We start from the raw sequence: 23307 nt of genomic DNA on the forward strand, positions 1-23307 counted from the left end.
GTCAGTGTAAGGGATCAGCGGTTCAGTGGTGCCACGAAGCGGCTGTGAGCCACGCTGCGCACGGCAGGCTGGTCGCTGTCGCGGATTTCGAAAGCCAGTGCCTGAGAACTGCTGGCCGGCCGCTCGGCCAGCATGGCCACCGACACCGGCATCTCGCTCATTTCCCCGGCCGGGATACTGAATTCGGTGGCGCCATGCAGTTCGAAGCCCTCGGCATCGAGCAGGCGCAGGTGGTAGCGCTGCGGCTGCGCGGTCTTGTTGATGATCTTGAGCAGGTAGATGTTCTCGATCTGGCCCTGGGCGTTTTCGCGGAACAGGCCCCGGTCCTTGATCACGTCCAGCGACACCATCGGGCGCATCTGCAAGGCCGCAACCAGGGCGCCGACCATCAGCAGCAAGGCGGCGGCGTAGCCCAGCAACCGCGGGCGCAGCCAATGGGTGGTGCCGCCTTGCAGGCTATGTTCGGACTTGTAACCGATCAGGCCGCGGGCGTAACCCATCTTGTCCATCACGTTGTCGCAGGCATCGATACAGGCGGCGCAACCGATGCAGGCCATCTGCAGGCCATCGCGGATGTCGATGCCCGTGGGGCACACCTGCACGCACAAGGTGCAATCGATGCAATCACCCAGGCCCAGGGCGCGCGGATCACTGCCTTTCCTGCGTGGCCCACGGGATTCGCCGCGACGCGGGTCGTACGCCACGGCCAGGGTGTCCTTGTCGAACATCACGCTCTGGAAGCGTGCGTAGGGGCACATGTGCAGGCACACCGCTTCGCGCAGCCAGCCGGCATTGATATAGGTGGCCGCCGTGAAGAACAGCACCCAGAAAAGCGCCACGCCGCCCTGTTGCAGGGTGAGCAGTTCATGGGCCAAGGCGCGGATCGGGGTGAAGTAACCGACGAAGGTCAGCCCGGTGAGCACGCCGATGGCCAGCCACAGGCTGTGCTTGAGCGTGCGCCGGGCCAGTTTGTTCAGGCTCCAGGGCGCGGCGGCCAGCTTGATGCGCTGGTTGCGGTCGCCTTCGGTGACCTTTTCGCACCACATGAACAGCCAGGTCCAGATGCTTTGTGGGCAGCTGTAACCGCACCACACCCGGCCGGCGTAGACCGTGATGGCGAACAGGCCGAAGGCACAGATGATCAACAGGGCCGAAAGGAGGATGAAATCCTGCGGCCAGAAGGTAGCGCCGAAGATGTGGAACTTGCTCTCGGCCAAGTCCCATAGCACGGCCTGGCGGCCGTCCCAGTCGAGCCAGGCGGTGCCAAAAAACAGCACGAACAGCGCGCCAGCGAAGGCAATGCGCAGCGTGCGGTACAGCCCGGTGAAACTGCGGGTATGGATGCCGGTGGCGGCAATCTGGATGGCAGGGATACGTTGGGTCATGGCGTTGGTGCTCTCACGGCCTCGATCAGGCACGAGCACTATGGCCCCCGAACTGTTTTCAGCACAGGCTCAGGTCAGGCAATAAAAACCATATCAGATTGCTGCGAAGTGTGTCCGATGCCTCAGATCACAGAACCTGGGGTGCTGGCCTTGAGGTGCCTGCGGCTATCTACCGCACCTGCCACGGTCAGCGCGTCGGCTTCGGCTTCGGTGATCGGGAAGCGCTCGCCGGCGAGAATGGCCACGGACATGCGCAGCTGCTCGTCGGTGACGATCTCGATTTCGGGCCCTTTGCCTTCGATGCGCAGCTTGTCGCCAATCAGGGTGCAGCGTTGAGTGCTTTCTTCGACTTCGATGGGCATGGTGTGGTCCTCCGGGGTGCGGTTACAGGTTGTGACCGCAGGCGGTGAACGGTTGCTGCATCGGGGTGCCGGGTGGGCACTTTGCGGGCTGTGCGAGGGTCAACTTCATAAGGCCATAACCAACCAGCCCGGTAGCTGATTCATGGAATTCATCTGGCAAACTATCCAGTCCGAGTTCGCCGACATCACCGATGAGCGCGAGGTCGTGCGGATCCTCGTGCGCCTGCTGATGGCGGCCGTGCTCGGCGCCGTGCTGGGCTTCGAGCGCGAACACCGGGGCAAATCCGCCGGGGTGCGCACGCACATGCTGGTCTCCCTGGGCGCGGCGCTGTTCGTGCTCGCGCCGAGCATGGCGGGTGCTGATGAGCAGGCGCTGAGCCGGGTGATCCAGGGTATCGTCGCCGGCATCGGCTTTCTCGGTGCGGGCACCATCCTCAAGGGTAACGGCCAGGACACCAGCCACGTGAAAGGCCTGACTACCGCTGCTGGGCTCTGGATGACGGCGGCAATCGGTACTGCCGCAGGCATGGGGCGAGAGGCCACGGCACTGATCAGCACGGTGCTGGCGCTGTTGGTACTGGGCACGATGCCGTTGCTGGTGGAGAAGGTCGAGAGGCAGGACGAAGAGAAGCAGAAAGAGGAGGGCAGGAAGCACTGAGGGGAGCCGAAGCTCCCCTCAAAGCGTGTTGCTTGCTCTTTTCTTATTATTGAGGCCGGCCTTTTGTTGTTTTTGTAGGCCAGCCTTGGTGTTGCGTGCGACCCCCATCCGGGTCAAGAGCAAACGTATTTTTTTGAGCGCTGACCTGCTTTCATCCGCTGGATCCGAGCCTGACTGCCGCTACCTTGAGGTAGTTTTATTGTTCTGTGTCAGTCCGCGGGGCGAACCCCTGAAAAGCCTGTCGACTCCAAAAAAATCTGCTTGCTGCGCCTCTGCCGTGTTGTTCTTGTTATGTCAGAGCCGTTACATGTTGTTTTTATTGGTATCGCGTTTTTCTTGTTGTTGTACCAAAGCTATAGCAGGTGCCGTGCCAACTTTTAAAAATCCTTAAAAATCAATGATTTGACCGGATAGGGTGAAATCGCGCGGCCTGACAATCTATCGATTTGTTTCCCTGTTACCCGATTTTTTGCTGAAACCTGTGGGAGAGGTAACACTCACCCACACTCATGTGACATCTGCATGAAACTCATGCTGCGCTGCGCGCACGGGCCACCCGCGAACCGTTGGCCCTGCCCAGTACCGCGCTTATGCGCTGCCCGGCGGCGATCAGCCGGTCGAGGTCGATACAGGTCTCGATGCCCAGCCCCTGCAACAGGTACAGCACATCCTCAGTGGCGATGTTGCCGGTGGCGCCCTTGGCATAAGGGCAGCCCCCCAGCCCGGCCACCGAGCTGTCGAACACGCTGATGCCTTCGAGCAGGCTGGCGTACACATTGGCCAGGGCCTGGCCATAGGTGTCATGGAAGTGGCCAGCCAGTTGCGCGCGGGGCACCACGGCCGAGACCACCTCGAACAGCCGGCGGGTGTCACCGGCCGTGCCGGTGCCAATGGTGTCACCCAGCGATACCTCGTAGCAGCCCATGTCGTGCAGCGCTCTGGCGACCGGGGCTACTTGCTCGGCACTGACCTTGCCTTCATAAGGGCAGCCCAGCACACAGGACACGTAACCGCGCACCCGCACGCCGTGGCTGCGCGCGGCCTCCATGATCGGTTCGAAGCGTTGCAGGCTTTCGCTGATCGAGCAGTTGATGTTGCGCTGGGAGAAGGCTTCGGAGGCAGCGGCGAACACCGCCACTTCCTTCACCCCGGCAGCCAGGGCGTCTTCGAAGCCGCGCAGGTTTGGGGCAAGTGCGGCATAGGTAACACCTGCACGTTGGTGAATGCCGGCGAACACTTCGGCGGAACCGGCCATCTGCGGCACCCATTTGGGCGAAACGAAGCTGCCGACCTCGATATAGCCCAGCCCGGCGTCGGTCAGGTCGTCGACCAGGCGCACCTTGTCGGCGACGCTGATGGGCTGGGCTTCGTTCTGCAGGCCGTCGCGGGGGCCGACTTCGACCAGGCGGACTGTTGCGGGCATGGGCATGGTGGGGTTCCTGTCAGCGTTTGTCGTTGTGGTTCAGGGTGGCGGCCAGGGCCTGTTCGCAGCGCTCCTGGGCGGTGTCCAGTTCCAGCTGCATCTGGTGGATGTCGAGCATCTGCTGTTCGAGCTGGGCGCGACGCTCGGCGATCTTCGCCAGCATGCTGTGGAGCTGCTTGAGGTTGCCGCTGCTGGGGTCGTACAGCTCGATCAGCTCGCGGCATTCGGCCAGCGAGAAGCCGATGCGCTTGCCACGCAGGATAAGCTTCAGGCTGACCTTGTCACGGGCCGAATAGATGCGCTCCAGACCACGCCGCTCGGGGCTCAGCAGGCCCTGTTCCTCGTAGAAGCGGATGGCGCGGGTGGTGATGTCCAGTTCGCGGGAGAGGTCGGAGATGCTGTAGGTCTGGCTGCTCATGCTTGGGCTCGGCGTGGGGTATGGCAGTATCCTGAGGGCAGGTTGACGTATACGTCAAGCAGATCAGTCGGGCTGTACCGCACGCCGGTAACCATTGGGCGTCTGCCCGCTCATGCGCTTGAAGAAGCGGGCGAAGTAGGTCGGGTCGCTGAAACCCAGGCTGTCTGACAGCTGGCCGATGCTCATGCGTGTATAGATGAGGTTGCGCCGTGCCTCGAGCAACAGGCGTTGATGGATGACCTGCAACGCGGTCTGCCCGCTCAGCGCCCGGCACAGTTGGTTGAGCTGCAGGCTGGAGATGTTCAAGCGTGCGGCGAATTCCTCGACCGACAGGTGTTCGCGGTAATGCGCTTCTACCAGGCGCAGGTACTGCCCCAACAGCTGCCGGTCACGCTCGTCCCGGTTGCGTGGGGCCTGGCCCAGTTGCTGGCGACGGCTGATCCACACCATCAGCGCGGTCACCAGCGCGTCGAGCATGGTTGCCCGCGCAGTCGCGTTGCCCTGGTATTCCTGCTGCAGCGTTTCGATCAGGCCGCGCAGCTGGATGCGGTCCTTGCCCAACGGGTAGCACGCCGCTTTCGCCAGCACCCCCAGCGGTGCGCCCAGGCGCTGTTCGAGGTCGGCCACCAGCGCGGTGCCGAAGGTCAGCACATGGCCCTGGATATCGGCGCTGAAGCGAAAGCCATGCACGGTCAGCGGCGGTACCACTTGGATCGCCGCTTCGAGGATGGTGCTGCGCACGCCCTCGATTTCCACCTGCGCCTCGCCGCGCTGCACGTACAACAACTGGAACAGCTCGGCGTGCTGGTGCGGCTTGATTTCCCAGTGATGCATGCGGCTGCGAGCGGGAATCGACTCGCAGTGCAGCAGGTCGGTACCGGGCCAATGCTGGTTTTCGCCATATAGCTGAAACAGCGGCACGCCAGGAAGGGTGGATCTCATGGGTTGAGCGCCTGTCCGTTAATCGAACGGTTTTATCAAAAGTGCATTTTTTGCATCGGATATAACAGCTATTTGCCGGTTATTGCCATTAAAAATGCAAGGGCACCCCCTCTCACGAGATAAAAACAATGAACACTCAGGTTGCAATCATCGGCGCCGGTCCTTCCGGCCTGCTGCTCGGCCAGTTGCTGCACAAGGCGGGCATCGACACCGTCATCCTCGAACGCCAGACCCCTGAATACGTCCTCGGCCGCATTCGCGCGGGGGTGCTTGAACAAGGCACCGTCGACCTGCTGCGCGAAGCCGGCGTGGCTGAACGCATGGACCGTGAAGGCCTGGTGCACGAGGGCGTCGAGTTGCTGGTCGCGGGCCGTCGCCAGCGCCTGGACCTCAAGGGCCTGACCGGCGGCAAGACGGTGATGGTCTACGGCCAGACCGAAGTCACCCGCGACCTGATGCAGGCTCGCGACGCCAGCGGCGCGCCGATCATCTATTCGGCCAGCAACGTGCAGCCGCACGAACTCAAGGGCGAACGGCCCTACGTGACCTTTGAAAAGGACGGCAAGGCCCACCGCCTGGAGTGCGACTACATCGCCGGTTGCGATGGTTTTCACGGCGTCTCGCGCAAGAGCATCCCCGCAGGCGTCCTCAAGGAGTACGAGCGGGTCTATCCGTTCGGCTGGTTGGGCATGCTGTCCGATACCCCACCGGTCAACCATGAACTGATCTATGCCCACCACCAGCGTGGTTTCTCGCTGTGCAGCCAGCGCTCGCAGACGCGCAGTCGCTACTACCTGCAGGTGCCGCTGGACGAGCGGGTGGAAGACTGGTCTGACGAGCGCTTCTGGAACGAGCTCAAGGCGCGCCTGCCCGAGGATGTGGCACAGCAGCTGGTCACCGGGCCTGCGCTGGAAAAGAGTATCGCGCCACTGCGTAGCCTGGTGGTCGAACCGATGCAGTACGGCCATCTGTTCCTGGTCGGCGATGCCGCGCACATCGTCCCGCCGACTGGCGCCAAGGGCCTGAACCTGGCGGCGTCGGACGTCAACTACCTGTACCGGATCCTGGTCAAGGTGTACCGCGAGGGGCGTACCGACCTGCTGGAGCAGTATTCGCCGCTGGCCCTGCGCCGGGTCTGGAAGGGCGAGCGATTCAGCTGGTTCATGACCCAGCTGCTGCATGACTTTGGCGAGCACAAGGATGCCTGGGACCAGAAGATGCAGGAGGCCGACCGCGAGTACTTCCTCACATCACCGGCCGGGCTGGTGAATATTGCCGAGAACTATGTGGGTTTGCCGTACGAAGAGGTGGCCTGACGCCAGGTCTGGAGTTCGACGCGAAACCTGTGTGCGGGCTAGCCCGCGAACACCGGCGAAGCCGGTGCCAGACTCCGCGCTGTCTGTTTCGCGGGCACGCCCGCTCCCACAGGTACTGTGCAGGCCTCAGTGGCTGAGTAGCTGCACCATTTCTTGATAGCCCCGCTGGCGCGCATGCTCCAGCGCGGTCACCCCATCCTTGTCGGCAATCTGCCGATCCGCTCCCGCCGCCAGCAGGCGCCGGACGATCTCGACATGGCGTGGGCCGCCATCGCCGAGGATCACGGCTTCCAGTAGCGCGGTCCAGTGCAGGCGGTTCAGGTGATTCACGTCCACTCCCGCATCGATCAGCATCTGCACGGTGTCCACATGCCCGCGCTCGGCCGCCGGTATCAACGCGGTGCCGCCGTACCGGTTGGTGCTCTTGAGGTCGGCACCATGGCTCAACGTCATCTGCAGGATTTCGTTCAAGCCACGCGCCCCGGCATACAGGTACGGGCTGTCGTCGATGTTGTCCTTGGCGTTCACATCCGCACCGGCCTCGATCAGTGCTTTCGCTGCTGCGACCTGGTTCTCATGGGTGGCCACCAGCAAGGCGGTGCGCCCCTGGCCATCGCGGCTGTTCACGCCGGCGCCCTGCTTGAGCAGCCGTTGCAGGCGGGTGACGTCATTGTCTGCGGCGGCATCGTGCAACTGCTTGTCCATGGCGGTGGTCTCGGCGTGGGCGGCAAGGCTGGTGCAAAGGGCGAGTGCCAGGGCGGCAAGGGATAAGCGCATGGCGAGGGCTCCTGAATGATCTGCCTGTATCCTAGAAAAATCACCCCAGGGCTTGAAGTTAAGAATGCGCATGACCCACAGTGGCCCGCTTGATAGGTAAAGGCAGGATGCACGCCGATGAGAGTTTCCACTGCGCTGATCACCACCTTGTGCCTGGCCACGGCCAGTGGCGGCACCTGGGCCGACCAGGTGCTGCCCACGCCACCGGAGCTGGAGTCCGGCTACCGCAGCGGCCTGCAGCCGGTGCACGCCAGCCGGCACATGGTCGCGGCCGCCAACCCGCTGGCCAGCGAAGCCGGGCGGGCGATGCTGCGTGCCGGTGGCAGCGCCATCGATGCGGCGATCGCCATGCAGATGGTGCTGACCTTGGTCGAGCCGCAGTCCAGCGGCATTGGTGGCGGCGCGTTCATCCTCTATTGGGATGGCCAGCGTGTGCAGGCCTTCGACGGCCGCGAAGCCGCACCGGCAGGGGTGACGGAAACGTTGTTCCTGCAAGCGGATGGCTCGCCCATGCCGTTTCGTGCCGCGCAGATCGGCGGGCGCTCGGTGGGTGTGCCGGGCGTGCTGCGGGCGCTGAAACTGGCCCATGGCCAGCATGGCAAACTGCCGTGGAAAGACTTGTTCGCGCCGGCCATCGCCCTGGCGCGCAATGGTTTCGCGGTCTCTGAACGCCTGCATACGCTGGTGGCCAGCGACCCCTTCATTGCCCGCTCGCCGGCCATGGCGAAGTACTTTCTGGATGATCAGGGCAAGCCGCTGGCCGTCGGCACAATCCTGCGCAACCCGGCGCTCGCGCAAACCTTCGAACGCATTGCAGAGCAGGGCGTCGATGCCTTCTATGGCGGTGAGATTGCCCAGGCCATGGTGGACGAAGTGCGTCGCCACGCAAATGCCGGGCAGTTGTCACTCGAGGATTTGCAGCGTTACCAGGCCAAGGAGCGCGAGCCGGTCTGTGGCCCATACAAGGCCTGGAACATCTGCGGCATGCCGCCGCCGTCGTCCGGCGGGGTGACCGTGTTGCAGACCCTGGGCATCCTCGACGCCCTGCAGCAGGCCTCGGCGCAACGCGACCTGGCCCAGCAGCCGCCACGCCAGGTGCCGTCCGTAGCAGGGCTCGAACCTACGCCACAGGCCGTGCACCTGATGGCTGAAGCCGAGCGCCTGGCCTACGCCGACCGTGCCCAGTACCTGGCCGACAGCGATTATGTGCCGGTGCCGGTCAAGTCATTGCTCGACCCGGCCTACCTCGCCGAGCGCGCCAGGCAGGTCGGCGAATACAGCATGAAGCGCGCCCGTCCGGGCACCCCGCAGGGTGCCAACCTGGCCCTGGCGCCCGACCGTTCGCCGCTGCGGATTTCCACCTCGCACCTGTCTGCTGTCGATGACAGCGGGCAGGCCCTGGCCATGACCACGTCGGTGGAGTCCGCCTTCGGTTCGCACCTCATGGTCGATGGCTTCCTGCTGAACAACCACCTGACCGACTTTTCGTTCCTGCCTGCGGAGAATGGCAAGCCGGTGGCCAACCGGGTGCAGCCTGGCAAGCGCCCGCTGTCGGCGATGGCGCCAACGCTGGTGTTCTCGCGTGCCTCCGGCGAACTGGTGGCGAGCCTCGGTTCGCCTGGCGGTTCGCAGATCATCGGCTATGTGAACAAGGCGCTGATTGGCCTGCTGGACTGGCATCTCGATCCGCAACAGGCGGCCGGCCTGCCTAACTTCGGCAGCCGCAACGCCGGCACTGAGGTGGAAGCCGGGCTGTTCAGCCCGGCGTTGATCCGCCAGTTGGCTGCGTGGGGCCACGAGGTCACGCCGATGACCATGACCAGTGGCCTGCAGATCATCCAGCGCAGCGGCCAAGGTTGGGACGGTGGTGCCGACCCACGGCGAGAAGGTGTGGCGCTGGGTGACTAGCGCGTTGCCGGGCCAGAAGTGGCGTGGTAGAAGTCAGTCTTGTCATGCAGCCGTTGAATACCAAGATGTCCATCAGCGTTAAATCGAATAGAGCCCTGTTCGACCTCGATCTGTTGCGCGCCATTGTCCTAGTGGCCGATTGCGGCAGTTTCACCACTGCCGCAGCACGCCTGCACTCGACCCAGTCGACCATCAGCCAGAAGGTGCGCCGCCTCGAAGACATGGTTGGCCACCGCCTGTTGGTGCGCGGCAACCGTGACGTGTTGCCGACCGACGCCGGGCAGACCTTGCTCGGTTATGCCCGGCACATGCTGGCGCTGAACGACCAGATGCTCGAAGCCCTGGCTGGGGCAATGGTCGGGGTCACCGTGCGTCTGGGGGTACCCGAGGATTTTGTCGGCGGGCGCACCACCAACGCGCTGTCGGCATTCAGCCGCCTGCACCCGCAGGTCAAGCTGGAGGTCACCAGCGGCCTGTGTCGCGACCTCAGCCAGGCCTACGACAACGGCGAGCTCGACCTGGTCCTGCTCAAGCAGCGGCGCAACAGCCGCGAGGGCGTGGCCTGCTGGCCTGAGCGCCTGCAGTGGATCGACAGTGCGCGCATGCCGGCGTTCGAGCTTGACCCGGTTCCTCTGGTGACCTTCCCGCCACGCGGGCTGTACCGCGAGGACATGATCAGTGCCATCGAAGGCATGGGCCGGCGCTGGCGCATCAGCTTCACCAGTTCCAGCCTCAGCGGCATCCAGGCGGCGGTGGCCGACGGCATGGGCATCAGCCTGCTGCCACCGCGAGCGGCAACCGGTGAGCACCGGGTGCTGGGGCATGCACAAGGGTTGCCGGAGGTGGACAGCTACGAGATTGTCATCGTGCACAAGCAGACGGCGGATGTGATGGTCAAGGACCTGGCCGGGGTGATGAGCCAGTTGCTGGCGGGCGGGGGGATCTGACTCGGCCTTTGAATCTTGCACAAACCCTGTGGGAGCGGGCGTGCCCGCGAACACCGGCAGAGCCGGTGCCATACACCGCGGTGCCTGCTTCGCGGGCACGCCCGCTCCCACAGGGTCAGCATTTCAGGTCGATGGCTACGGCATGCCCAACCACTCCGGCAGCGCCAGCGAGATGAACGGCACATAGGTCACCAGCACCAGGAACAGCAGCAGAATCGACAGCCACGGCAGCGCCGCGCGAATCGTCTGCCCCAGGGTCAGCCCGGTCACGGCCGAGGTGACGAACAGGTTCAGCCCCACCGGTGGGTGCACCAGGCCGATCTCCATGTTCACCACCATCACGATGCCCAGGTGAATCGGGTCGATGCCCAGTTTCATCGCGATCGGGAAGAAGATCGGCGCCAGGATCAGGATGATCGCCGATGGCTCCATGAAGCTGCCGGCCACCAGCAGCACGATGTTGACCATGATCAGGAAGCCGATCGGCGTCAGCCCCTCGGACATCACCCACTGGGTGATCTGCTGGGGGATCTGCTCGGTGGTCAGCACATGGGCGAAAAGCATGGCGTTGGCGATGATGAACAGCAGCATGATGGTCAGCCGGCCCGACTCCAGCAGCACTTTCGGGCAGTCACGCAGGCGCATGTCCTTGTATACGAACAGCGCGATGAACGCCGAGTACACCGCCGCCACGGCCGCCGCTTCGGTGGGGGTGAACATGCCGCTGTAGATGCCGCCGAGGATGATCACCAGCAGCAACAGGCCCCAGAATGCGCGCCGGGCGGTGCTCAGCCATTCGGCGAAGCTGGCCCGCGGTTGTGCCGGCAGTTTCTTGATGCGGGCGACAACGTAGATGGTGATCATCAGGGATACGCCAAGCAAGATGCCTGGCACCACGCCGGCCATGAACAGCTTGCCCACCGAAGTCTCGGTGGCCGCCGAGTACACCACCATGACGATCGACGGTGGGATCAGGATGCCCAGGGTGCCGGCGTTGCAGATGATGCCGGCACCGAACTCGCGCGGGTAGCCGGAGCGCACCATGCCGGCCACGGCAATCGAGCCGACGGCGGCCACGGTGGCCGGCGACGACCCCGACAACGCCGCGAACAGCATGCACGCCAGCACTGCGGCAATCGCCAGGCCGCCGCGGATATGCCCGACGCAGGCGTTGGCAAAGTCGATCAGGCGTTGGGCCACGCCGCCGGTGGTCATGAACGCACCCGACAGCAGGAAGAACGGGATGGCCAGGAAGGTGTAGCTGTCGGAGGTCTCGAACAGCTTGATCGCCAGCGAGCTGAGCGAGTCCTGGCTGAACATCAGGATCGACAGCGCCCCCGACAGGCCCAGGGAGATGGCGATCGGCACGCCGAGGAACATGAACACGAACAGCAGCAGGAACAGGCAGATAACCGTCATCAGTGGTGCTCCTCACCGGGGTTGGCCAGCTTGCTGGCTTCGGCAGCCTCGTCGGCCAGGCCCAGGCCGTACTGGCGATGGGTGAACAGGCGGTAGAGGATTTCCAGGTAGCGGACAATCACCAGGGCGAAGCCCAACGGCACGATTAGCGCGATATGGCCGACCTTGATGCCATAGCGGTCGAGGTCTTCGGCGCCGATGCCGGCCACCAGCACTGCGCTGACCCACTTGATGCTGGCCACCAGGAACAACCCGGCGTAGGCCAGGCAGCAGGCGCAGGCGATCATCGCCAGCACCCGTTGCACCGGCCTGGAGGTGCGCCGTACCAGCACGTCGACCCCCAGGTGGCCGGCGGTGCGCACGCCATAGGAGATACCGAAGAAGATCAGCCAGCCGAACAGGGCCTTGGTCAGGGCGATGCTCCAGGTCATGTCCTGGGCATAGGCCATCAGGTGGTCGCCGATGCCGAGCAGCAGGTCGCTGGCGAAGGCCCAGTGATCACTGAGGGAGTAGAACATCGTGTAGAGGTTGTTCAGCGCCACGTAGAGGAAGGTCACCAAGGTCATGGCCGCCAGGAGGAAAGCGATCATGCCTTCCTCGAAGTGCTCCCAGACACGCCTGAGCGATTGCATAGGGATTCTCCAGACAGAGACAGGACGGGCCACCTGCACGGCAGGCGGCCGGGGTAGGGCGCAGGCAGGGTCAGGAGGCCTTGTTGGCGTCGTCTGCGGCCTTGATCAGCTCAGCGCCGATCTGCTCGGAGAACTTCTCCCACACCGGGCGCATGGCCTCACGCCATTGCTGGCGTTGCTCGGCGGTGAGCGGGTCGATCTCGCTGGTCTTGGCGTCGATGATCTTCTGCCGTGACGTCTGGTTGAGCGCTTCGGCCTGCTTGTTCACCTCGACGGTGACCTCGTCCATGATCGCTTGCAGCTCGCCGCGCACGTCCTCAGGCAGGCTGTTCCAGAATTTAGCGTTGGTGATCACCATGTAGTCGATCAGGCCGTGGTTGGTCTCGGTGAAGAAGGGCTGCACTTCGTTGACTTTCTGGCTCTCGTAGTTCGACCAGGTGTTCTCGGTGCCGTTGACGGTGCCGGTCTGCAGGCCCTGGTAGACCTCGGCGAAGCTCATCTTGCGCGGGTTGGCGCGGATCGCCCTGAACTGCTCTTCAAGCACACTGGAGGCCTGCACGCGGAATTTCAGGCCGCGGGCGTCCTTGGGCAGGATCACCTTTTTGTTCGCCGACAGTTGTTTCAGGCCGTTGTGCCAATAGGCCAGGCCACGGATTCCCTTGTCTTCCATCGAGGTCAGCAGCGCCTTGCCTTGCGGGCCTTGCTGAAAGCGGTCGACGGCGGCCAGGTCATTGAACAGGAACGGCAGGTCGAAGATCTGCACCTGCTTGTTGTAGTGCTCGAACTTGGCCAGCGACGGTGCCAGCATCTGCACGTCGCCAAGCAGCAGGGCTTCCATTTCCTTGCCATCGCCGAACAGCGACGAGTTGGGGTAGACCTCGACCTTGACCTTGTCCTTGAGCTGCGGGTCGGCGGCGACCATTTTCTGGAACATCAGCGCGCCCTGACCCTTGGGCGTGCTGTCGGCCACCACGTGGGCGAACTTGATGACGATGGGGTCGGCGGCCTGGGCCAGGCCGGCCATGGACACTGCGGCGGCGCAGAACAGCGCCTGGGTCAGCTTCAACATCGGTGTCACCTCTGATTTATTGTTGTAGGAGGAGTGGGGTAAAGATGGACCAACGGGCTGCGTGTGGAGAATTAGCATTTGTATAAGGCGGCGTTCGGGTTTGCTTAACACCGTCACTTGTACCGGCCCATTCGCGGGCACGCCCGCTCCCACAGGTTTACGCAGTACCTGTGGGAGCGGGCGTGCCCGCGAAGAGGCCGGAATGTTCAGTCGAGATGCCCAGCCAGCAACCGCTGCGCGCGCAACACCACCGGCGCATCGACCATCTGCCCGTCCAGCTGGAAGGCCCCGGCGCCATTGGCTACTTCACTCGCCGCCAGCACCCGCCGCGCCCACGCCAGCTCCTCGGCACTGGGCGCCAGCGCTGCATGAATCACCGCCACCTGCTGAGGATGTATGCACAACGCCCCGCCATACCCCATGTCATAGGCATGCCGCACGGCCCGCTGCAGCCCCTCGGCATCGGCGATGGCCGGGAACACCCCATCCAGCGGCGGCGCCAGATCGGCCCCCCGCGAATGCAGCTGCACCGCCATGCGCGCCTGGTCGAGAAACTGCCGGGCCGCCTCGCTCTCGGTGTTCAAGCCCAGGTCCAGCGCCAGGTCGAGGCTGCCGAATGACAAGCGCTCGACGCCTTCGGCTGCGGCAATCTGTGCCAGTGCCAGCAAGCCCTTGGCGCTCTCGATGATTGGCCATACCGGCTTGCCGCCGCGCCAGGCCAGCGCGACTTGAGTCGCGTTCTCCACCTTGGGCAACAGCAGCCCGGCGACCCCGCGCTGCTGCGCGCAGAAGGCCAGGTCGCTGGCGTGCTGCCGATGCTGCGGTGCATTTACCCGCACCCATACAGAGGCCTGCGGCGTGACCTGCAGGAACGCCGCCAGGTGGTCGCGGGCCTGCTGTTTCAGCGGCTCCTCGACGGCATCCTCGAAGTCGACGATCACCACATCGGCACCCGCCGCCAGCGCCTTGGCGAAACGTTCAGGCCGGCTGCCGGGCACGAACAGGGCGGAGCGTACCGCGTTCATACCACGCCTCCTGCGGCCAGGCTGGCGCGCTGTTCGGCGCTCAGGCCCAGCTCGGCGAGGATGCCCGCGGTGTGCTGGCCCAGCGCCGGCACGGCGTCCATGCGTGGGGTGAAGGCGGCATTGCGCCCCGGTGGCAGCAGCGACGGCAGCTTGCCAGCCGGGCTGTCCACTTCACGCCAGCTGTCGCGCGCCTGCAGTTGTGGGTGCTGCCACACGCCGTGCATGTCGTTGACCCGGGCATTGGCAATCTGCGCCTCCTCCAGGCGCGCCACCACCTCGTCGAGTGACAGCGCGGCAAAGCGCTCGACGATGAGCTGGCGCAGCACCTCTCGGTTCTCCGAGCGCTTGAAGTTGGCGTTGAAGCGCTCATCGCTGGCCAGCGCCGGGTCGAGCAGTACTTTTTCGCAGAACAGCGCCCATTCCCGTTCGTTCTGCAGGCCGAGCATGATCGTGCCGCCACCCCCGGTGGGGAACGGCCCGTAGGGGTAGATGGTCGAGTGCGATGCGCCCGCGCGCGGGGGTGGCGGCGCGCCGTTGTAGGCGTAATACATCGGGTAGCCCATCCATTCCACCAGGCTCTCCAGCATCGACACGTCGACGCGGCTGCCCAGGCCGGTCTTGTCGCGCAGCAGCAGCGCCGACAGCACACCGGTGTAGGCATACATACCGGCGGCGATGTCGGCGATCGAGCAGCCGGCCTTGGCCATCTCCCCATCGCCGGGGCCACCCGTCACCGACAGAAAACCGCCCTCGCTCTGGATCAGCAGGTCGTAGGCCTTCTTGTTTTCATACGGGCCGCCTGCGCCGTAGCCGGAAATGTCGCAGACGATCAGCCGTGGGAAGCGCGGGTGCAAGGCGTCGAACGACAGGCCCATGCGGGCGGCGGCGCCGGGTGCGAGGTTTTGCACGAGTACGTCGGCCTTGGCCAGCAGGGCATCGAGGATGCCGTCGGCGGCTTGCTGCTTGAGGTCGAGGGTCAGGCTTTGCTTGGAGCGGTTGGTCCACACGAAGTGCGAGGCCAGGCCGTCGACGCGTTGGTCGTAGCCACGGGCAAAGTCGCCGCTGCCAGGGCGTTCGACCTTGATCACGCGGGCGCCCAGGTCGGCCAGCTGGCGAGTGCAGAAGGGCGCGGCGATGGCATGTTCCAGGCTGACGACGGTGATGCCGTCCAGCGGGCGGGGTGCAGTTTGGGTCATGGGGTCACCTGTTCGTCATCAGTGCAGTGCGGCCAGCGAGCGCGCATCGCGCAGTTGCCAGACCTGCTCGATCAGGGCCTGGCCCTGGGCCGGGCTGCGGGCGCCTGAATAGGCCAGCAGGCGCAGGAACTTGGCTTCCAGCTCCGGGCGTGAAAGGGTGTTGCCGGGGTCGCCCTTGGGCTCGTCGATGCTGGCGCTGAAGCTGCGGCCATCGGTGCAGGTGACCTCGACCCGGCCCAGCCAGCGGGCCGGGTAGGCGGCATCCACTTCAGGGTCCAGCTGCATCTGCACTTTTTCGCGAAAGCGCGCGACCTGAGGGTCGCCCAGCGCCAGGTCGCGGAACTCGATGAGCTGCGCGCTGCCGTGCACGGCTATCAGGCCTAGCACGGTGCCCATGGAAAACTTGGCCTGGTGCACGGTAGTGGGTGTGACGACCCGGCCGAGCACATCGATGGCGCCTTGGTGCACACGGGTGACCACCGTGGCGATCTGCTCATGGGTCAAGCCCTCGCGTTGCATCAACAGCAGCAGCGCATCGGCGGCGGGGTGGGTATGACGGCACGAGGCGTGGAACTTGAACGAGGTTTCCGCCAGCGCCCAGCGCGTGCCCAGGCGGTCGTTCAGGCGCGCCGGGTCGGCGTCACTGGACATCCCGGCAGCCAGGCCCTGGTCACCTTCGAGAATATTGCGCGCGCCGGTCAGGCCATCGGCGGTCAGGTAGGCGGCGAGCAGGCCATCGGCGGCGGCCTTGGCGGTGTGCAGCTGCTTGGAGTCGGCCGCATCGCGGAGGAACTCCCACAGCCCGGCCGCCTGGGTGCCGGCGCTGCCGAGCAGGTTGATGAACTGTGCCTTGTCGAAGCCCAGCAGCTTGCCCACGCCCACGGCGGCGGCCAGGGTGCCGACGGTGGCCGTGGTGTGGAAAATGCGATAGTGCGAACGGCCGAGGAACTCACCGATGCGGATGCCCGCCTCATAGCCGGCGACGCTGGCCAGCAGCAGTTCCTGGCCCGACTTGCCGAGGTCCTGGGCCGCTGCCAGCACGGCGGAGAACACCACGGTGGCCGGGTGCAGCACCGAACGGTTGTGCAAGTCGTCCTGCTCTACCAGGTGTGAGGCAGCGCCGTTGACCAGCGCGGCGAAGTAGGGCGATGAACTGCGCCCGCTGGTCAGCACGCGGGCGCTGCCTTGGGTAGGGCCCATGAGCTCGGCGTAACGCTCGAACAGCGGGATCGGGTGCGCACCCTGGCTGGCCAGGGCCGAGCCGAGCCAGTCGAGAAACAGGTCTTCAGTGCGCTCCAGCACATGGCCGGGGATGTGCGCGTACTGCAGGTCGGCGAGGAAACCCGCCAGGGCTTGGGTAGCTTGCATGCGCGTGCCCTCAGAAGCTGCGTGGCAGCTCGAGCAGGTGCTCGGCCACGTAGGACAGGATCAGGTTGGTTGAGATCGGCGCCACCTGGTACAGGCGGGTTTCGCGGAACTTGCGCTCGACGTCGTATTCGCAGGCAAAGCCGAAGCCGCCGTGGGTCTGCAGGCAGGCATTGGCTGCCTCCCACGAGGCTTTGGCCGCCAGGTACTTGGCCATGTTGGCGCTGGCTCCGGCGTTCTGCCCGCTGTCGTACTCGGCGCAGGCGCGCCAGCGCATCAGGTCGGCGGCCTCGATCTCGATATGGGCTTCGGCGATAGGGAATTGCACGCCCTGGTTCTGCCCGATCGGGCGGCCGAACACCACGCGGTCACGGGCGTAGGCGCTGGCCTTCTCGATGAACCAGCGGCCATCGCCGATGCACTCGGCGGCGATAAGGGTGCGCTCGGCATTGAGGCCGTCGAGGATGTAGCGGAAACCCTTGCCTTCCTCGCCGATCAGGCTGCTGGCCGGCAGTTCGAGGTTGTCGAAGAACAGCTCGTTGGTCTCGTGGTTGACCATGTTGGCGATCGGTTGCACGGTCAGGCCGTTACCGATGGCCTCGCGCAGGTCGACGAGGAAGATCGACATGCCCTCGGACTTTTTCTGCACCTGGGGCAAGGCCGTGGTACGCGCCAGCAGGATCATCAGGTCCGAATGCTGGATGCGCGATATCCACACCTTCTGGCCATTGATCACGTACTTGTCGCCCTGGCGCACGGCAGTGGTCTTGATCTTGGTGGTGTCGGTACCGGTGGTGGGTTCGGTCACGCCCATCGACTGCAGGCGCAGTTCGCCGCTGGCGAGCTTGGGCAGGTAGTGGCGCTTCTGTTCTTCGCTACCGTGGCGCAGCAGGGTGAACATGTTGTACATCTGCCCGTGCACGGTGCCGGAGTTGCCACCGCACGCGTTCACCTCTTCGAGGATCACCGACGCTTCGGCCAGGCCCAGGCCCGAGCCGCCGTACGCTTCGGGGATCATGGCCGACAGCCAGCCGGCGTCGGTCATGGCTTTGACGAAGGCTTCGGGGAAGCCCTTGTGTTCATCGATCGTGCGCCAGTAGCTGGCGTCGAACTCGGCGCACAGGGCGCGCACGCCTTCCCGGATGGCGTTGAGGTCATCGCTGTCGTACGTCTGCATTGGGGTGGTCCCTGTCTGGTCTCAGTCGAAAAGCACGTCGGCGCTCTGCGCCACGCCGTTGGCATTGCCGGCCCACAGCTGAGCCTGGCCGGGTGCGCTGATGCGCCCGGCCACTTCGAACGAGGTCGGCACGGTCAGCGGGCGCACGCCGCGGTAGGCGAAGCGGCGCACATGTTTGCCAGGGTTGGCGCGGATGAAGGCGCGCAGGTTCAAGGTGGCGATCATCGGCCCGTGTACGACCAGGCCGGCGTAGCCTTCGGTTGCGCTGACGTAGGGGAAGTCGTAGTGGATGCGATGGCCGTTGAAGGTCACGGCGGAATAGCGAAACAGCAGGGTCGGCGTTGGTGTGACCGCCTCGCTCCAGTCGGCTGGCATCTCGGCTGCTGCGCTTTCAAGCTTGGGCGGGTTGGCTTCGCGGTAGACGATGTCCTGTTCCTCGCGCACGCACAGCTGGCCGTGTTGCGAGTAGTCGTGGCGCACGGTGACGAACAGCAGGGCGCCAGTGCGGCCGTGCTTCTCCTCGATGTGCAGGATGGTCGACAGGCGATGGGCTTCGGCTCCGACGGTGAGCGGGGCGATGAACTCGACCCGGCCCCCGGCCCACATGCGGTTACGGTTATCGGCCGGGGGCAGGAAACCGCCGCGTAGCGGGTGGCCGTCTGTGCCCAGTTGTGATTCGGCCACTGGCTCCTGGAAGAAGCACCACATCCACAGCGGTGGCAGCGGTTGGCCGACGGCGGGGGCGGTTTCGCCGAAGGTGGCGGCGATGCGCTTGATCAGGTTGCGGCTGAACTCATCGACGGCTTCTTCCGTGCGGCCTATCCAGGCACTGTAGTCGATGGGCGGGTGGAGAGCAGTCATAACCAGGGGCCTCTGCATTTGTTGTTATGGGCCGATCATGCGAGGCGCTTGGCATTCTGTGAATTTGCATTTGTGTAAGGCAGCGTTCATGTATGCTGAACGCCTTCGCCTCGACCGGAGCTCCCCATGCATTTCGACCTGGCAGACTTGCGGCTTTTCATCCACATCGGCGAATCGCCGAGCCTGACCCAGGGCGCACGCCGGGCGTTTCTCTCGCCGGCCGCCGCCAGCGCACGGATCAAGGCGCTGGAGGCGCAGCTCGATACACGTCTGCTGTACCGCGACAGTCGTGGTGTCGAGTTGACCCCGGCGGGGCACAAGCTGCTGATGCATGCCCGCCTGATCATGCGCCAGGTCGACTACCTGAAAGCCGAGTTCACCCAGTTCGGCACCGACCTTGCCGGGCATATTCGCATCTTCGCCAACACCACTGCGGTCACCGAGTTCTTGCCCGAAGTGCTGGCCGGCTTCTTGGCCAAGCGCCCTGGCGTGACGGTAGACCTGCAGGAGCGCCTGTCGCGGGATATCGTGCGCGGTGTGCTCGATGGCAGCAGCGACATGGGTATCATCGCCGGGCCCGTGGAGGCGAGCGGCTTGCAGGTGATGCATTTCAGCACCGACCGCCTGGTGCTGATCGTCCCGGCGGGTCATGAACTGGCAGGTCGCAAGCGGGTGACCCTGAAGCAGACCCTGGACTTCCAGCACATCGGTCTGCACGACGGCAGTACCTTGCTGAGCTTCCTGCGCGACCATGTGGAGCGCATGGGGTTGAACCTGTCGTTGCGTATCCAGCTGTCGAGTTTCGAGGCGATCTGCCGGCTGGTAGAGGCGGGGGTGGGCATCGGCATCATCCCTGAGTCGGCGGCGCTGCGGCACAGCCAGACCATGGAACTGGTGACCATCAGCCTGGATGAGCCGTGGGCGGTGCGCGAGCGGAGCATCCTGGTGCGGGAGCTGGATGCGCTGCCGGGGACGGTGCGAGCGTTGATTGCGACGTTGATGCCAGAAGCCTGATGTCAGCGGCGCTAGCCGCTTCTTGCTCTTGCTCTTGCCCTTGCTCTTGCTCTTGCTCTTGCTCTGTTTTTGCTTTGGCTTCTAAGCGCGCGGTAGTTCAAGCGACGCAGATTGCGACTTCAGGAGGCCGAGCGCAGGCCTTGCGGAGGGAGGTGACGGGCATGGATGCCCGTCAAGCGCTGCGGCCCAGGATGGGCCGTTCAGCGCGGTCCTCCCGGGAGCAAGGCCGGAGCGAGGGAACCCCGGAGCGCAGCGCAGGGGCCGGATGATAGGAGCCAGCGTTTTTTGGTTACTTTTTGTCGCGTTTGACAAAAAGTGACCCGCCGTAAGGGCGGAAAGGTGACTGTGCGTCGCCATCGCAAATGAATGGATTCGGAATATTCAAAACCGTCGCAGTCGAGCTTTGGCTTTTGGCTTTTGGCTTTTGGTTTTTTGCTTTTGGCTTTTGGCTTTCAGATCAGGTGCGCATTCATTTGCGATGGTGGCGCACAGTCACCTTTCCGCCCTTACGGCGGGTTACTTTGGTCTTGGCCAAAGTAACCAAAGCCGCCCGCTCCCATCATCCGGCCCCTGCGCTACGCTCCGGGGTCCCCTCACTCCGGCCTTGCTCCCGGGAGGACCGCGCTGCAGGCCCCATCCTGGGGCCCAGCGCTTGACGGGCATCCATGCCCGTCACCTCCCTCCGCAAGACCTGCGTTCGGCCTCCTGAAGTCGCAATTTGCGTCGCCTGAACTATCGCGCGCTTAGAAGCCAAAGCAAAAGCAGAGCAAGAGCAAGAGCAAGAGCAAGAGCAAGAGCAAGAGCAAGAGTAAGAGCAAGAGCAGGGGGGCGAGGCGTACAGCGCAAGATCAGAGGCCCAGGGTGAGTGCTGCGTCCTTGATCCAGAAACGAGCACCCTGAGCGCCGGCGCTTGCCTGCAAGGGCGTGCCTGCCGGCAGGCGCATCCAGCTCAGCGGCTGAAGGCTGAAGTCCGCGCCGTCCAGGTTGCCTTGCAGAAGCAGACATTCCAGCCCACGCGGGTTGTTCAGATGGACAGCGGCGCCGGGTTGCACGTGCTTCAGATACACCTGTTCATGGGCGTTCGAGAACAGCAGTTGATCGCCCAGCGCCGATAACGTTGCGACCAGCTGTTGGCCATCTTCACGATGAAACTGCTGCAGGCGAACAAAGATCGTGCAGCCCTCTCCAGACCGTGGCGCGTGAGCACTACCAGGCGGGTTGCGCACATAGCTGCCCGCAGGGTACTGGCCGCGCTCATCTTCAAACACACCTTCCAGCACCACAAATTCCTCGCCGCCAGGATGCTGGTGAGCGTTGAAATGACTGCCGGGGGCATAGCGCACCAGGCTGGTGGCACGGGCCTTCTCGCCACCGATGCGAAACAGCGGGCGCCGCTCGACGCCGGGCAGGGGGCTGGCCAGCCACGGCAGGTCGGCACCGTGCATGACGGCGGGCAACGCCAGGTCGGCGTTCAGGCGGTCCGGAAGCATGGCGGTTTTCCTGATGTTGAAAGGCCGGAACAGGTACTCACCTATGATCAGCTGTTGTGAGATCTCGATAAAGCCTCTCAAACACTCACAAACACGAATTTCTATCTCAGACGTGTCAACACCATCAGTGCCCGCACTACCGCCATCGCCGGTCAAGGTAACAAATCCTGGCTCTGGCCAGCGCTAAGGCCGCGTTAGAAGAAGCTGCGCTGGGCTTTCAGGGTGACCATGCTTTGGCAGTAGGTGTTGATGCCGGCATAGGCGTCGCAGCCGCTGCCGCTGAGGTCGGAGTTGCTGTAGATCAGGTTCAGGTCGATGCCCAGCCATGGCCGCGACAGCTCTAGCGACCAGTCGGAAAACCCGCTGATCTGGCTGCCGTCGCCAATCGTGAAAGGCGTGCCCAGGCGGTGGTGGGCGAGCTTGACGGTGAGGTCGACATCGAACAGCGGTAACTGGCCGAAGTCGGCGAACAGCGTGCCGGTGCGGTTGTCCGGATTGTCGCGCCAGGCGCCGCCAAAGCGGCTGCCCAGCACCGAGATGCCGCCGTACAGGGCGTAGCTGTCGGGGCCTGCGATGTTCGGCTGGCTGTAGTGGATCAGGCCCATTTCATAGCCCAGGGTGCTGTCGAAGTGATGCTTGTAGCCGGTGTAGCTGTCCAGGCGCAGGGTGGAGTCGGGCGTCACGCCCATGCTCGGCGCGTACTGGCCGATATACCAACCGCTGGGGTGGCTGAGGTCGAGGCCGCCGTGGAAGGCGCCCACCGCGCTCGGCGAGATCAGCCCCTGGGCCATGCTGCGCGAGGGCGTGGTGCCGAGCTTGAAGTCGAAATCGCCCAATTGACGCTGAATCTGTTGCGCGTGCAGTGCCGGGCTCGAGAGAAGGGCAACAGTCAGCAAGAGAAGGGGCCTGGTCATGGTCACCGTCCTGGAAGGCTTGCTCTTGAGCGGTCGAGGATACCTGCGTCAGCCGCCAGGAGGCTACCGGCGGTGGCCTTTACTCGACCATTGGTCAAGGGCCGTTCAAACCACGAGTGGTTCGGCGATCTCGATCAGGTTCAGGTCAGGGTCACGGACGTACACCGAGCGGATCGGGCCGGTTGCGCCAGTGCGTGCAACGGGGCCTTCGATGATGGGCCATTGCATCTGCTGCAGGTGAGCGATCACCTGTTCCAGGCTGACCTTGCTGATGAAGCACAGGTCCAGCGCACCGGGTACCGGCAGATGCGCCTTGGGCTCGAACTCATGGCCGCGGACATGGATATTGATTTTCTGGTTGCCGTAGCGCAGTGCCAGGCGCTTATCGCCGAAGGTTTCCAGCTGCATGCCCAGCACCCGCGTGTAGAAATCGGTGCAGGCTTGGACATCGGTGGTGGTGAGGACCAGGTGGTCCAGGTGATCGATCATTGGCCAGCCTCGGTGACAGGGACTGAAGGCGATCAGTCCGGGCAGGGCCATGATAGTGCGGTTAGCCGCTCTTTCAACTCAGCCTTTGATTGCAGGCTGGGTTTGGGCGACATCGGTGACCACTTGCTGGCTCGCGGAGCGCTCGATGACACGCTTGCGCAGTTCGTATTCGTCCAGCGACAGGCCTTGGCGCTGGATGGATTCGAGTTGCAACTGGCGGGTTTCCTCGGCGGTATAAGGGCGCAGTTCCGGGTGGCTGGCGCAACCGGTGAGCACGGCGATAGCGGTGGCGCAGAGGGTAGCGAGCAGCAGGCGGGCCGTGGTGTTCATCGGGGGAAGCTCCATGATTCGGGCGGTGGGAATCGATGGGGCTAGGTTATTGATTGATGGCGATGGGTAGAAATTGGTGTTGTCGATAGTGACTATTGAGGTTGCTGCAAGTCCTCCGTCTGGATGCTGTCCCACTGGTTTCTTGAATGCCGAAGCTTGCGAAAAGTACGAGGGAACTGGCTTGCCGCGG

At 64.2% G+C, this 23307-nt stretch carries 23 protein-coding genes; 5 read left to right on the forward strand and 18 right to left on the reverse strand.

All coding sequences use genetic code 11. From position 1 onward, the window contains the following. Positions 1 to 14 precede the first annotated feature (14 nt). The gene (ccoG, locus tag ACTORR_RS26500) at positions 15 to 1385 is read right to left on the reverse strand and encodes a cytochrome c oxidase accessory protein CcoG (protein WP_313364933.1); all 1371 of its coding nucleotides are present in this window, start codon (positions 1383 to 1385) and stop codon (positions 15 to 17) included. Between the two features lie 122 nt (positions 1386 to 1507). Continuing rightward, positions 1508 to 1747, reverse strand: a complete 240-nt coding sequence (locus ACTORR_RS26505; RefSeq protein WP_054887438.1) for a DUF3203 family protein — start codon at positions 1745 to 1747, stop codon at positions 1508 to 1510. A 142-nt stretch (positions 1748 to 1889) separates the two neighbouring features. Here ACTORR_RS26505 and ACTORR_RS26510 point away from each other — a divergent pair, with 142 nt between their 5' ends. Continuing rightward, on the forward strand, positions 1890 to 2405 hold the full coding sequence (locus tag ACTORR_RS26510; RefSeq protein WP_054887437.1) for an MgtC/SapB family protein: 516 nt from the start codon (positions 1890 to 1892) through the stop codon (positions 2403 to 2405). A gap of 529 nt (positions 2406 to 2934) precedes the next feature. Here the strand turns inward: ACTORR_RS26510 and ACTORR_RS26515 are convergent. The 3 genes from ACTORR_RS26515 to ACTORR_RS26525 form a co-directional block, all read right to left on the reverse strand. Then, on the reverse strand, positions 2935 to 3834 hold the full coding sequence (locus tag ACTORR_RS26515) for a hydroxymethylglutaryl-CoA lyase (protein WP_313364932.1): 900 nt from the start codon (positions 3832 to 3834) through the stop codon (positions 2935 to 2937). Between the two features lie 13 nt (positions 3835 to 3847). Further along, the gene (locus tag ACTORR_RS26520; RefSeq protein ID WP_054887435.1) at positions 3848 to 4246 is read right to left on the reverse strand and encodes a MerR family transcriptional regulator; all 399 of its coding nucleotides are present in this window, start codon (positions 4244 to 4246) and stop codon (positions 3848 to 3850) included. A 63-nt stretch (positions 4247 to 4309) separates the two neighbouring features. Then, on the reverse strand, positions 4310 to 5188 hold the full coding sequence (locus ACTORR_RS26525; RefSeq protein ID WP_313364931.1) for a helix-turn-helix domain-containing protein: 879 nt from the start codon (positions 5186 to 5188) through the stop codon (positions 4310 to 4312). Positions 5189 to 5316: 128 nt separating this feature from the next. Here ACTORR_RS26525 and pobA point away from each other — a divergent pair, with 128 nt between their 5' ends. Then, entirely contained in the window at positions 5317 to 6504 is a 1188-nt protein-coding gene (gene pobA, locus ACTORR_RS26530; RefSeq protein WP_054887433.1) for a 4-hydroxybenzoate 3-monooxygenase, read from the forward strand. A 126-nt stretch (positions 6505 to 6630) separates the two neighbouring features. On the opposite strand, the gene ACTORR_RS26535 is transcribed toward pobA, so the two are convergent. After that, on the reverse strand, positions 6631 to 7281 hold the full coding sequence (locus ACTORR_RS26535; RefSeq protein ID WP_054887432.1) for an ankyrin repeat domain-containing protein: 651 nt from the start codon (positions 7279 to 7281) through the stop codon (positions 6631 to 6633). A 117-nt stretch (positions 7282 to 7398) separates the two neighbouring features. Here ACTORR_RS26535 and ggt point away from each other — a divergent pair, with 117 nt between their 5' ends. Together ggt and ACTORR_RS26545 are read left to right on the forward strand one after the other, a co-directional pair. Next, positions 7399 to 9189 (forward strand): gamma-glutamyltransferase, encoded by a 1791-nt coding sequence (ggt, locus tag ACTORR_RS26540; RefSeq protein WP_313364930.1) that lies wholly within the window; start codon positions 7399 to 7401, stop codon positions 9187 to 9189. 65 nt (positions 9190 to 9254) lie between these two features. Beyond that, positions 9255 to 10136 carry a LysR substrate-binding domain-containing protein gene (locus ACTORR_RS26545; RefSeq protein ID WP_313364929.1) on the forward strand — a complete coding sequence of 294 codons (882 nt, stop codon included), beginning with the start codon at positions 9255 to 9257 and terminating at the stop codon, positions 10134 to 10136. A gap of 135 nt (positions 10137 to 10271) precedes the next feature. On the opposite strand, the gene dctM is transcribed toward ACTORR_RS26545, so the two are convergent. The 8 genes from dctM to ACTORR_RS26585 all read right to left on the reverse strand — a co-directional run bounded on the left by dctM (position 10272) and on the right by ACTORR_RS26585 (position 18880). Next, on the reverse strand, positions 10272 to 11555 hold the full coding sequence (gene dctM / locus ACTORR_RS26550) for a C4-dicarboxylate TRAP transporter large permease protein DctM (protein WP_313364928.1): 1284 nt from the start codon (positions 11553 to 11555) through the stop codon (positions 10272 to 10274). Continuing rightward, positions 11555 to 12187 (reverse strand): TRAP transporter small permease, encoded by a 633-nt coding sequence (locus ACTORR_RS26555; RefSeq protein ID WP_313364927.1) that lies wholly within the window; start codon positions 12185 to 12187, stop codon positions 11555 to 11557. Before ACTORR_RS26555 ends, dctM begins: the two co-directional genes overlap by 1 nt. Before the next feature lie 70 nt (positions 12188 to 12257). After that, a complete protein-coding gene (locus ACTORR_RS26560) occupies positions 12258 to 13256 on the reverse strand; it encodes a TRAP transporter substrate-binding protein (RefSeq protein ID WP_054887428.1) in 999 nt (332 codons plus the stop codon). Positions 13257 to 13462: 206 nt separating this feature from the next. Continuing rightward, on the reverse strand, positions 13463 to 14281 hold the full coding sequence (locus ACTORR_RS26565) for an HpcH/HpaI aldolase/citrate lyase family protein (protein WP_441344076.1): 819 nt from the start codon (positions 14279 to 14281) through the stop codon (positions 13463 to 13465). Beyond that, positions 14278 to 15477, reverse strand: a complete 1200-nt coding sequence (locus tag ACTORR_RS26570) for a CaiB/BaiF CoA transferase family protein (protein ID WP_262110348.1) — start codon at positions 15475 to 15477, stop codon at positions 14278 to 14280. Before ACTORR_RS26570 ends, ACTORR_RS26565 begins: the two co-directional genes overlap by 4 nt. Positions 15478 to 15495: 18 nt before the next feature. Then, positions 15496 to 16845, reverse strand: coding sequence for an MmgE/PrpD family protein (locus ACTORR_RS26575; protein WP_313365545.1), 1350 nt, complete (start codon positions 16843 to 16845; stop codon positions 15496 to 15498). A gap of 10 nt (positions 16846 to 16855) precedes the next feature. After that, entirely contained in the window at positions 16856 to 18019 is a 1164-nt protein-coding gene (locus ACTORR_RS26580) for an acyl-CoA dehydrogenase family protein (protein ID WP_313365544.1), read from the reverse strand. A gap of 21 nt (positions 18020 to 18040) precedes the next feature. Beyond that, a complete protein-coding gene (locus tag ACTORR_RS26585) occupies positions 18041 to 18880 on the reverse strand; it encodes an FAS1-like dehydratase domain-containing protein (RefSeq protein ID WP_054887423.1) in 840 nt (279 codons plus the stop codon). 126 nt (positions 18881 to 19006) lie between these two features. On the opposite strand from ACTORR_RS26585, the gene ACTORR_RS26590 reads away from it, so the two are divergent. Further along, positions 19007 to 19894 (forward strand): LysR family transcriptional regulator, encoded by an 888-nt coding sequence (locus ACTORR_RS26590; RefSeq protein WP_054887422.1) that lies wholly within the window; start codon positions 19007 to 19009, stop codon positions 19892 to 19894. 848 nt (positions 19895 to 20742) lie between these two features. On the opposite strand, the gene ACTORR_RS26595 is transcribed toward ACTORR_RS26590, so the two are convergent. The 4 genes from ACTORR_RS26595 to ACTORR_RS26610 all read right to left on the reverse strand — a co-directional run bounded on the left by ACTORR_RS26595 (position 20743) and on the right by ACTORR_RS26610 (position 23117). After that, positions 20743 to 21384 carry a cupin domain-containing protein gene (locus ACTORR_RS26595; RefSeq protein WP_418055966.1) on the reverse strand — a complete coding sequence of 214 codons (642 nt, stop codon included), beginning with the start codon at positions 21382 to 21384 and terminating at the stop codon, positions 20743 to 20745. A 194-nt stretch (positions 21385 to 21578) separates the two neighbouring features. Further along, positions 21579 to 22298: a TorF family putative porin gene (locus ACTORR_RS26600; RefSeq protein WP_054887415.1), complete on the reverse strand. Its 720-nt coding sequence runs from the start codon at positions 22296 to 22298 to the stop codon at positions 21579 to 21581. Positions 22299 to 22403: 105 nt separating this feature from the next. Further along, positions 22404 to 22787, reverse strand: a complete 384-nt coding sequence (locus ACTORR_RS26605) for a VOC family protein (RefSeq protein ID WP_054887414.1) — start codon at positions 22785 to 22787, stop codon at positions 22404 to 22406. A gap of 78 nt (positions 22788 to 22865) precedes the next feature. Continuing rightward, positions 22866 to 23117 (reverse strand): hypothetical protein, encoded by a 252-nt coding sequence (locus ACTORR_RS26610; protein WP_054887413.1) that lies wholly within the window; start codon positions 23115 to 23117, stop codon positions 22866 to 22868. Positions 23118 to 23307: the final 190 nt, after the last annotated feature.

Source organism: Pseudomonas sp. SAR267, from assembly GCF_052077595.1.
GTDB classification, from domain to species: Bacteria; Pseudomonadota; Gammaproteobacteria; order Pseudomonadales; family Pseudomonadaceae; genus Aquipseudomonas; species Aquipseudomonas vlassakiae.